Here is a 10,631-nt window from a genome sequence, read left to right as displayed (position 1 = left end):
GCTTGGGCTAAAGCTGGATAGGTTCCTATATCTTTCTCCAAGTGTTAAAATCATTAAAAAGCTTGGAGGTGATTCTTATTAGTAACAACAATCCTGTAGATGAAATAAGAACTAAATATATCCAAAATCCACCTGAAGGAATGACGGCATCTGACATCAAAGCTATGAGCGATGATGATTTATTAGATATGCACTATTTCCTTGAAGATGATGATTTTGATCCAGAAGATGAAGTAGGTGCAGAAGGTTTTTATATCTTCTAAGTAATACTTCTTGTTTTCATGCCCGCCTCCGCGCGGGCCTTTTTAGTTCAAGATTTCTCCGAAGGAGAAATTTCCTATAAAGTAAAAAAGGCGTTACATTCAAGCGTTTGCTTTCATGTAACACCTATTATAACATCTAAAATGCATTGTGACCGTTTTTCACAAAAAGGTCATAGTTTTTATTAATTCTATTCCTGAAGGGATTCCATGATAGGTGGAATGAGCTGTTTCTTGCGGGAAACAACACCCTCGAGCATATAGCTATCAGTAGCTACTGGCATGCGGAATGCATCTGCGATAATCTTGTCTGCATCAGAACCTACGAATAAAAGCTCTGTTGTCTGGTTAAGAATATCTGTGAGCATTACGAATACTGCATCCAAATTAGCTGATTCAAGAACTGTATCCATGTATGACTTGATATCGTCCTTGATTGTATTAAGCTGGCTGCGTGATACTGAGCTAACCTGAGCTACACCAAACTTTGTCTCGCCACTAGAGAAAATCTTGTAATCCTGGTGGAAGATTTGCTCTGCTGTACGATCCTTGAAATCACTACCTGCTTCAAACATAGATGTTGCAAGCTCTGTAACATCTACACCTGCGATTTCTGCAAGCTCTCTTGCAAGTGATTCATCTGTAGGTGTACATGTAGGTGATCTGAACATCAATGTATCAGAAAGTATAGCTGAGCAAAGGATACCTGCTATGTCCTTAGGGATTTCTACGCCACGTTCCTTATACATAAGTGTAACGATAGTAGCTGTAGAACCTAAAGGCTGATTTCTAAATAAGATAGGAGAAACTGTCTCCAATGAACCTAATCTATGGTGATCAATAATCTCTAATACTTCAGCCTGGTCAATTCCATCAACAGCCTGTGACTTTTCGTTGTGGTCAACAAGGATGATTCTCTTCTTCTCCATATTTAAAAGAAGACGTCTAGAAACCATTCCGATGTAATGTCTGTTTTCATCTAGGATTGGGAAATCTCGATGTCTAACAGATTTCATTACCTCTCTTACTTCATCAACATAATCGTCAAGCTCGAAGCTGATAATATCATCCTTCTGCATGAACTGACGGATAGGCATAGCCTGATGAATAAGTCTTGCAACTGTAAATGTATCAAATTCTGTAGTGATAAGAACTACCTGATTCTTTTCAGCAAGCTCTTCTACTTCCTTTTCTACCTTGCTTGTTCCACAAACTATCAAGCAGCTACAGCCTGCTTCAATACAGATAAGCTGACGAGCTGTAATGTTACCAACAATGGCAAGGTCGTCTCTTTTAATATCATCGATAAGCTCCTCACGGCTGCTTGATGCGATAACTACAGAACCCTTTACGAAATATGCGTGTGGGTTACCTGTAACAAGTCTACCATTAAGAGTTCCAATAATATTAGAATATTGAGTACGTGAACGAGATAAGATGCTGTTATCATATATATCCATGTATGAATAAGCAATATCTCCGTTTACGATAACACCCTCAAGCTTACCAGTCTGTCCTACAACTGGAAGGGTTGCAACGTTTTTATCAAGCATAGTCTCCCATGCCTTCTTAAGAGAGATATGTCCACTAACTCCCTCTAACTGTCTGTATTCAATATCGCTAAGCTGAGCACCTACGTCTGTAACTGTCTCTGGCTCTGGAATATTGAAACGATTTAATACATAACGAGTCTCCTCATTGAGTGAGCCCGCCTTCTTTGGGACATAATTTTCACCAGTACTAAGAGCGTTCTTAAGATAAGAATACCCTATTGCTGCACAAATGCTGTCTGTATCTGGATTTTTGTGACCGATAATATAAACTGACTTCGGCATAATTCCTCCATTTTAATTCTAAATAATACCTAAAGAAAGAATAAATGAAGCAGCTGATAAACCAAGTGAAAGTACCAATAATACTATAACGACAACAGAAAGCTTCTTTAAGGACTTGTAGTGCTCTACTGCCTTAAGTGCCTGCTCTTCGCTGTTGTCATGTTCTTTAAGTAAATCTTGAATCAAACGATATAAATGAACTGATTCTGAGTGAGTCTTTTCTGAAAGCTCGCTCTGGATAGAATCAAGTCCTGAAGAAACACTCTTAAGTGTATCCTGAAGATTTCTACTGTGTTCCTCGTATGATTGCTGGTTACCACTAACCTGACCTTTAATATCTACCTCTAACTGATCCATGTTGTTTTTAACAACCTGCATCATTCTATCTACCTGAGTCTCTACATCGGCAACGAGAGTATCAGCCTCCTGCTGCTTTTTAGAGAGCTCATCCTGTAGCATAACATTTATTTCTTCTTTCTCTTTAACTAATGCTTCTAGCTCTGCAGCCTTTTGTTCCTTTTGAGCTATTAACTGCTGGAGCTGTGTTGCCTTCTCACGGAAGGCATCGATTTGCTCTAAAAGCAAATCTTCCCCGAGTTCAGAAGGCATTGTGTTTTCTAGCTCACGGTAATCTACCGTCTTGCCTTCTAATTTTGATTTCTCCATAGCATGTCTCCTCCAAAGTTTTTCAATTCGTTAAGTTTAAAAAGTAAACTTATCTGCAAAGTAAGCGTCCAAATCAGCAATTGCGATACGCTCCTGTTCCATAGAATCACGGTGGCGAATTGTAACCATATGATCTTCTTCTGAATCGAAATCGTATGTGATACAGAATGGTGTACCGATTTCGTCCTGACGACGATATCTCTTACCGATATTTCCTCTGTCGTCAAATTCACAATTATACTTCTTAGAAAGCTCTGCGAAGATTTTCTCAGCGCCTTCATTAAGCTTCTTAGAAAGTGGAAGCACACCAATCTTAACTGGTGCAAGTGCTGGATGGAAGTGAAGAACTGTACGAACATCACTTCTATTTTCATCACCGATTTCTTCCTCATCATAAGCTGCGCAAAGGAATGCAAGTACTACACGGTCTGCGCCAAGTGATGGCTCGATAACGTATGGTAAATACTTTTCGTTAAGCTCATCATCAAAATATGTAAGATCCTGACCTGAAACATTCTGGTGCTGTGTAAGGTCGTAATCTGTACGGCTAGCGATACCCCAAAGCTCGCCCCAACCAAATGGGAATAAGAACTCGATATCTGTAGTACCTGTTGAGTAGAATGAAAGCTCCTCTGGATCGTGGTCACGAAGACGCATCTCATCCTCTTTCATGCCAAGGCTAACAAGCCAATCACGGCAGAAGCTTCTCCAGTACTGGAACCACTCATCCTGTGTACCAGGCTTGCAGAAGAACTCAAGCTCCATCTGCTCAAACTCACGAGTACGGAATGTAAAGTTACCAGGTGTGATTTCGTTACGGAATGACTTACCAATCTGGCCAATACCAAATGGAACCTTCTTACGTGATGTACGCTGTACATTCTTGAAGTTTACGAAAATACCCTGTGCTGTTTCTGGACGAAGGTAAACTGTATTCTTAGCATCCTCTGTAACACCCTGGAATGTTTTGAACATAAGGTTGAACTCACGGATGTCTGTAAAATTGTGCTTTCCACATGTAGGACATGGAACATTGTTGCTTTCGATGAATTCCTTCATCTCTTCCTTGCTCCAGCCATCTACAGAAGACTTAAGCTCAAAGTTGTTTTCAGCTGCAAAATCCTCAATGATTTTATCAGCTCTGAAACGCTCATGACATTCCTTACAATCCATAAGAGGATCTGAGAATGAACCAAGGTGACCTGATGCAATCCATGTCTGTGGATTCATAAGAATAGCACAGTCAACACCAACATTGTATGGGTTTTCCTGTACAAATTTCTGCCACCATGCTCTCTTAACATTGTTCTTAAGCTCTACACCAAGGTTACCATAGTCCCAAGTGTTCGCAAGACCACCGTAGATTTCTGATCCTGCATATACAAAGCCTCTGGCTTTTGCAAGAGCAATAATTTTGTCCATTGTTTTTTCCATGATATATATTCCCTTCTATTTAGTACTATATATTATATAAACCATATCTGTGGCATCTGAATTTCCATCTGCCTGTGAAATGGTAATTGTATCTGAATCGATAAGTTCTACATCAGCATTTGATACGTATGCAATATCTCCTGGAACTGTAACTGTGATATTTTCATTAACGATAGCTACATTATAATCTGCAAATTCTGTATCTGCATTTATAACACCAGCTTCTAAAAGCTTATCATCTGCTACCTGTGAGAATAACACACCAAAATCGTATCCAGCCTCAACTGCATCTGTGTATGATGCATTATATGTAGTATATGAAGTGAAGGCGCTGTAGCAATCTGCATCCTTGTAGGTAGTCTTAAGATATGCCTTGTCGCCCTTTACCCTAAGCTTATCAAGACTGATTGCCTTAGAGCCGTAGGTATCGTTGAAGCTTTTGATTAAATCGTTTGTGTAGGATTTAAGCTCTGATTTAGAATAGGTATCTGTATCGAAATCTGTTACTTCCTCAAATACAACCTTTCCATCTGCTGCGAAGGTAAGGGTGGATGTATCGGAAGACTTACCTGCGTTTAGAGCCAAGCCTATTAATTTAACAATTATAAATATAAGAAGTAATGCGAATGCCAACAGGCATGTACCAAAGATAATGCGGTTACGCATAACCTCTCTTTGTCTTTTTCTTCTTCTGGCCTCCTGTAGCTCTCTTGATGCTACTCCTGGTCTAGGACGTGCCCCGTTATTTCTAGAGCGCATTCCTGTCGTCCTTGACTTATAGTTTGTCATAAAAATTCCTCGCTCTTATATTTGTGCGACCTATAGTTTAATCTATAAGCGTCCAAAATTCTAGTCAATTCTTCTTCAGTTTCTCCATTCAACACAAAAGTATACAACTTTTCAATGGTAGAGGAAACAATAAATTGCATTGCGTAGAGGGTTGAAGTGGAAATTTTAACACCTGCTTCTAAATTTCCGCAACTTTTGCACAATGTTCCATGGTGCTTTATTGAAAATGTGGATAAATCTTCCTTCTTTCCACAAAGCATACAAGAAAATACATTAGGATACTCGCCATCAATCACCCAGGTCTTTAAATCGTAGATATCCTTTAATAGCCTGTGACTGAATTTGCCCGATTCCAATGCCTTGAGGCTTTGATATAAAAGTGCCAGCCTAAGCTTTTCATCGCCACCTTCTACAGATAAAAAGCTTGCAACCTCCAAAAAATAGGAGCCAAGGCAAACCTTATCATAATCCATCACTAAATCCCTAAAGTAATTGGAAATATTAGCTTTGCTAAGATGGTAGGAATTTCGTCCCTCGAATGCATCAAACACTCCAAAGCAAAATGGAGAACAGGCTGCAATCATTGAATTATTAGGGCGCCTTGCCCCTTTTGCAAAAGCAGTGACTTTGCCTGCTTCCTTAGTAAGGATAACAAGTCTCTTATCGAATTCTCCCACATCGGAGCTAGAAAGCACAAGTCCTGTTAAGGTAACTAGTCCCATCTATTATAAATCCTCTTTTTTGTAACCAAAATTCTTAAGCTCGAAATCGCTGTCTCGCCAATCCTTTTTAACCTTAACAAAAAGCTTAAGATTAACCTTGGCATCAAGAAGTCTTTCGATTTCGTAACGTGAGTTGGTGCCGATTTTTTTAATCATAGCACCGCCCTTTCCTATAATAATGCCCTTATGGGAATTCTTTTCGCAAACGATAGTAGCTTCGATATCCCACATTGGCTTACCACCATTTCTCTCCTTCATGCTATCAATCATGATGGCGATACCGTGTGGTACCTCATCGTTAAGAGCGTGAAGTGATTTTTCTCGGATGATTTCTGCTGTGATTTCTCTAAGAGTCTGATTTGTAACTGTTTCTTCATCGTAGAAGGCTGGGCCTTCTGGAAGATACTTAAATATAGTAGAAAGTAAATCCTCGCAGCCTTCACCATGAAGAGCTGATACAGGAACTACCTCTGCGAAATCGCACAAATCCTTATAGGCAGAAATAGACTCGCCTACCTTGGCACCATCAGCCATATCAATCTTATTAATAACAAGAATAACTGGTGTCTCAACTGTAGCAAGCAATTCTGCGATTTTCTTATCTCCTGCTCCTACCTTTGTATCAGGCTCTACCAGCCATAATACTAAATCCACATCATTTACAGTGCTTTTGGCAGCAGACATCATATATTCACCAAGCTTATTTTTAGCCTGATGCATACCAGGTGTGTCAAGGAATACAATCTGTCCCTTTTCACTATCTGTGTATACTGTCTGGATTCTGTTTCTTGTGGTCTGTGGCTTGTTACTTGTGATGGCAATCTTCTGACCAATGATGTGGTTCATAAGAGTGCTTTTGCCTACGTTTGGGCGGCCCACTATAGTAACGAAACCTGATTTAAAATTCTCACTCATTCTAATACCTCTAGATACACCCTCATCCGTCGCCTGCGGCGACACCTTCCCCCAGAGGGGGAAGGCTTTTTAGGCTTCCCCCTTTGGGGGAAGCTGTCAGCGCAGCTGACTGATGAGGGCACACTTCCTAAATTAATTATATAAACTCTCTATATTATTAAATATGTCTTTATTGCCCTCGATAACTGACTCATTGCCGACAACGCAGATGTAACGCTGTGACATGGCGGCGTCTACTGGTGCGGCCAGGGCACGGATGTCTTCTACGGTGGCATCTAGTACTTCGTCGCGAGTCTTTTGAATAATATCATAGTCGATACCTGACAGGTAGCAATTAAGTCCACGCAAGCCTCGCTGGGATGGAGTGAGTGGAGTGTCCATGCCACTGACAGTACCTATAATATATTTTGTCATATCGTGTTCGTCGGCTTCGAAGTTTCTAAGATAATCGCCTGTCTGTTCAAATACCTTTAAGGTCTCTGAAAGATTTGGATCACGATATGAAACGAATACCATATCTCCCTGGCGGCTGGAATTCATATTGCAGCCATAAGCGCCACCCTGAACTCTTACCTTTATCCAAAAGTAATCGTAGCCTAAGACTGTGTTAAGGATTTTGTAAGCTCCATTATAATTAAATCCTTCCTTAACAAAATCCCCAGCCATGGCAACGTACTGAATCTGTGATGCATCCTTTAAAGCTTCCTTTACTGGATGGATGACAAATGTGTCTTCGCCCTGGAATGAGAGCTTTTCCTGAGTAAGCTGTGGCTTGATATCCTGTACAAGCCTTCTGGATTGGCTAAGTACTTCTGCCTTGCCTGTTGATGAAATAAGTAATCTATCCTTGGCAAAAACGATTTTGCACATATTATTAAGTGTAGATATAATTTCTTCTTTTCGGCTATCAAAGTTTTCTTCGATGTCCTTAAGGAATCGATAGAAGCCAACTCCGCTTCCCATATCAGAAATATTCGCACGTTTTGAATAACCACAGCGAGCTCTTGTAGCTGCCACCAAATTGCCCTTGGTGTTAAGTATATATTCCATGTGAGATTTTTCGGCTGTGATTAATTCCTTTAAACGCTTTTCATCTGAAAAGATTGTATTGCAAATCATTTCTAAGGCTAAATCCTTGGCGGCATCAGCCTCATCATATATAAATTTAGAACGAACCTCAAAGGTTATCTTGTATTTATCATGCTGACCGTATATCTCATGGACTGCAGAATTGGTAGTAATGCCACCTGTGTGTAGATACATTTCATTAGTGAAATCTGTGTAGGTGTAATTCTTTGTATCCATCAATCCAAGGAAACGCTCTAGCAATGATACATAAGGCGCCGCCTGAAGTGGTAAATCTGAAATATCAAATACCATATTAAAGTAATGAATTCCATTGGTGCTTACCTTATGATGCAAAATGGTAGTGCCATCCTCATCATAAACCTCCAAATCGATTGGCCTTGCCTCTCTGGTAAGGTCGAACCTGCTAAGCATAGGGATTTTTGCCAAATCCTCCTTTGAGCTAGGAGTCTGCTGATACTCCTTAAGGTAAGCTGTATGCTCAACAATTTTCTTGATATCTTCCTTTGAAAGAGACGCCTTAATGTCTGCCAGCTTTTTCTTTAATGCCTCGTCATCTGCAGCTGTAAGTCCCTGCTTTGGACGAAGTGTAACGATAGATTTATGATTGTTGGATAAAAGATATACATCTGTGATGTTATCAAAAAATCCATTATTAACTCTTGATTTGATTTTTTCGAGTGTATCTACGGCATGCAAATGTAAGAATGGTGTGTTCTTATCATATAGCCAACTATCAAGAAGCTGCAGACCGATAATAAGTCCCTTTGGTGCGCTACCAAAATCAAGCTCTCTGGCACGGAACTGTTCGCCATTGATAGAGGCGAACAAGGTCTTTTTATCGATGCCCTTTGCAACCTGCTCTTTAAGAGTGGATTCGATTATATTAACAAATTTGTCCTTGTCCTCTTCATTTGCACCACGGGCAACGACAGAGAAATACATCTGTCTTTGAGAGGACTCAAATGAACATTCTACATCCTCGGCTATATCAGCGTCAATCAAGGCCTTGTAAAGAGGTGCACCTGGTGCAGAAACAAGGGCGTAATTCAAAATATCGAAGGCCCTGTACATGTTAGGGTCAAGTACATCGCCGATGCATACATTATAAGAAAGATATGCATTGTTGGCTGTGTCCTGGTCGGCGCCGATTGGGTAATCTACTGTGATTTCTACTGGCTTTTCGAAGGCTGGCTCCATATTAATTTCAGAATCAACCTCCAGGTAATCGTAGTAGCGTAGATATTTGGTGTCTAAATATTCTAAAAGCTCATCGATATCCACATCACCATATACATAAATGTAGGAATTGCTAGGGTGATAATATTTGCTGTGGAATGCCAGGAAATCCTCGTAGGTAAGATTAGGGATTACCTTTGGATCACCGCCTGATTCGATGGCATAGGTTGTATGTGGAAATAGTGAATTAAGAATCTGGCGTGAAAGCACATCATCTGGTGATGAATAAGCACCCTTCATTTCGTTATATACAACGCCATTGATAGTTAAATCGCTATCTTCGTTTTCCATTTCATAGTGCCAACCCTCTTGCTCGAAGATTTCACGATACTTGTAGATGTTTGGATGGAAAACTGCATCCATGTAAACATCGATAAGATTCATGTAATCTGCGTCGTTGGTGCTGGCGATAGGGTAAACTGTCTTGTCTGGGTAGGTCATTGCGTTAAGGAAGGTGTTTAAGCTTCCCTTTACAAGCTCTACAAATGGGTCCTTCACTGGATATTTATCGGAGCCACAAAGAACAGTGTGCTCTACGATGTGGGCTACGCCAGTGGAATCCTTTGGTGGTGTCCTAAAGCCTATATAAAAAACTTTGTTATTATCATCGTTTGATATAAAGCAGATACGTGCTTTTGTTTTCTTATGTTCAAATATAAAGCCAAGGGAATCAAGGCCCTCAAGCTTTTCCTCTTTAAGTAATTCGTACGACTTGTTCAAAATTGTGCCTTTCTATTTTTCCTTTATATGTACATCCAACTGATTAAAGCAGATTTCGATGCCGGATTTGTCGAATCTATTCTTTATTTCCTCTAGTGTGTTCCATTTCTCTTCCCAGAAATGATCAATATCGATTGGGAATCTGAGTCCAATCATAACTGCGCTGTCTGCAAGCTCTGAAACAAACACCTGAACAGGTACATTATCCAGCTTGTGTGGGCAGTTTTCTGCAATATATTTTAAAATCTCTTTAGCTTTTTTAATATCACTGTCATAGCTGATTCCGACAGTTTCGTTGAATAAACGATACTCCTGGGCAGTGCAATTGGTAAGTGATGCCGCAGAAAGTGTACCGTTTGGAATCTGAACCAAGCGGCCATCTAGCATTTTAAGTGTAGTATAAATGATGTTGATTTTTTCTACTGTGCCCTCCTGGCCTGTAGCGTGCTCTATGATGTAGTCTCCCACTCTGAAGGGATGCATGAGAAGTATTAAAATACCACCTGCGAAATTTGATAAAGCTCCCTGCAAAGCAAGACCGATGGTAACACCTAGGCCTGCAACTGCTGCTGAAATAGAGGCTGTAGTAACACCGAATAAGCCTAAAATGATAGTGATAAGAATAATATAGCAAATCCATCTGATAACAGATTCAAGGAAGGTCTCAACGCCTGGGTCGAAATCATGCCTATCCATTGTTTTGTGAAACAGCTTAATGATACCCTTTATTATTTTAGAGCCAATGAAAAATACTATTATGGCTAAAACGACGCTCCAGCCAAAACTCCAAAACTTTGGGATGAGTTTTTCTAGCTGCTGCTGGAAAACACCCTTTTGAATATCGTCCACTAATTCTTCCGCTGTAACTGTCTCCATGGTTTCCATACCGACAATCCTCCCATTTTTACAATCTTAACCATTATAGCACATTATCAATCATGAAAAAAGACGGTGGATTCCCACCG

The 10,631-nt window shown here is 40.1% G+C and carries 9 protein-coding genes; 1 reads left to right on the top strand and 8 read right to left on the bottom strand.

What is annotated here, in order from left to right; translation table 11 throughout:
- Positions 1–68: 68 nt before the first annotated feature.
- Positions 69–263: a hypothetical protein gene (locus tag BM097_RS11935; RefSeq protein ID WP_090549988.1), complete on the top strand. Its 195-nt coding sequence runs from the start codon at positions 69–71 to the stop codon at positions 261–263.
- 188 nt (positions 264–451) lie between these two features.
- On the opposite strand, the gene BM097_RS11930 is transcribed toward BM097_RS11935, so the two are convergent.
- The 8 genes from BM097_RS11930 to BM097_RS11895 all read right to left on the bottom strand — a co-directional run bounded on the left by BM097_RS11930 (position 452) and on the right by BM097_RS11895 (position 10,551).
- On the bottom strand, positions 452–2,095 hold the full coding sequence (locus tag BM097_RS11930; protein WP_090549985.1) for a putative manganese-dependent inorganic diphosphatase: 1,644 nt from the start codon (positions 2,093–2,095) through the stop codon (positions 452–454).
- An 18-nt stretch (positions 2,096–2,113) separates the two neighbouring features.
- Entirely contained in the window at positions 2,114–2,761 is a 648-nt protein-coding gene (locus BM097_RS11925; protein WP_090549984.1) for a hypothetical protein, read from the bottom strand.
- A gap of 36 nt (positions 2,762–2,797) precedes the next feature.
- The gene (locus BM097_RS11920) at positions 2,798–4,195 is read right to left on the bottom strand and encodes a glycine--tRNA ligase (protein WP_090549981.1); all 1,398 of its coding nucleotides are present in this window, start codon (positions 4,193–4,195) and stop codon (positions 2,798–2,800) included.
- Positions 4,196–4,210: 15 nt separating this feature from the next.
- Positions 4,211–4,984: a hypothetical protein gene (locus BM097_RS11915; protein ID WP_090549978.1), complete on the bottom strand. Its 774-nt coding sequence runs from the start codon at positions 4,982–4,984 to the stop codon at positions 4,211–4,213.
- The gene (recO, locus tag BM097_RS11910; protein ID WP_090549973.1) at positions 4,981–5,706 is read right to left on the bottom strand and encodes a DNA repair protein RecO; all 726 of its coding nucleotides are present in this window, start codon (positions 5,704–5,706) and stop codon (positions 4,981–4,983) included. Before recO ends, BM097_RS11915 begins: the two co-directional genes overlap by 4 nt.
- A gap of 3 nt (positions 5,707–5,709) precedes the next feature.
- The gene (gene era / locus BM097_RS11905) at positions 5,710–6,621 is read right to left on the bottom strand and encodes a GTPase Era (protein ID WP_090549969.1); all 912 of its coding nucleotides are present in this window, start codon (positions 6,619–6,621) and stop codon (positions 5,710–5,712) included.
- A 132-nt stretch (positions 6,622–6,753) separates the two neighbouring features.
- Entirely contained in the window at positions 6,754–9,666 is a 2,913-nt protein-coding gene (locus BM097_RS11900) for an insulinase family protein (RefSeq protein WP_242944708.1), read from the bottom strand.
- A 12-nt stretch (positions 9,667–9,678) separates the two neighbouring features.
- Positions 9,679–10,551, bottom strand: coding sequence for a mechanosensitive ion channel family protein (locus BM097_RS11895; protein WP_090549961.1), 873 nt, complete (start codon positions 10,549–10,551; stop codon positions 9,679–9,681).
- Positions 10,552–10,631: the final 80 nt, after the last annotated feature.

Origin of the sequence: Pseudobutyrivibrio sp. OR37, assembly GCF_900113655.1 — a bacterium.
Taxonomy (GTDB): Bacteria; Bacillota; Clostridia; order Lachnospirales; family Lachnospiraceae; genus Pseudobutyrivibrio.
The sequence above is the reverse complement of the archived record's forward strand: the minus strand, read 5'-3'. Positions and strand labels throughout refer to the sequence as shown.

Coding starts and splice junctions, on each gene's coding strand:
- BM097_RS11925 (WP_090549984.1), bottom strand. CDS start 2,761: ATGGAGAAATCAAAATTAGAAGGCAAGACGGTAGATTACCGTGAGCTA.
- BM097_RS11930 (WP_090549985.1), bottom strand. CDS start 2,095: ATGCCGAAGTCAGTTTATATTATCGGTCACAAAAATCCAGATACAGAC.
- BM097_RS11920 (WP_090549981.1), bottom strand. CDS start 4,195: ATGGAAAAAACAATGGACAAAATTATTGCTCTTGCAAAAGCCAGAGGC.
- era (WP_090549969.1), bottom strand. CDS start 6,621: ATGAGTGAGAATTTTAAATCAGGTTTCGTTACTATAGTGGGCCGCCCA.
- BM097_RS11895 (WP_090549961.1), bottom strand. CDS start 10,551: ATGGAAACCATGGAGACAGTTACAGCGGAAGAATTAGTGGACGATATT.
- BM097_RS11915 (WP_090549978.1), bottom strand. CDS start 4,984: ATGACAAACTATAAGTCAAGGACGACAGGAATGCGCTCTAGAAATAAC.
- recO (WP_090549973.1), bottom strand. CDS start 5,706: ATGGGACTAGTTACCTTAACAGGACTTGTGCTTTCTAGCTCCGATGTG.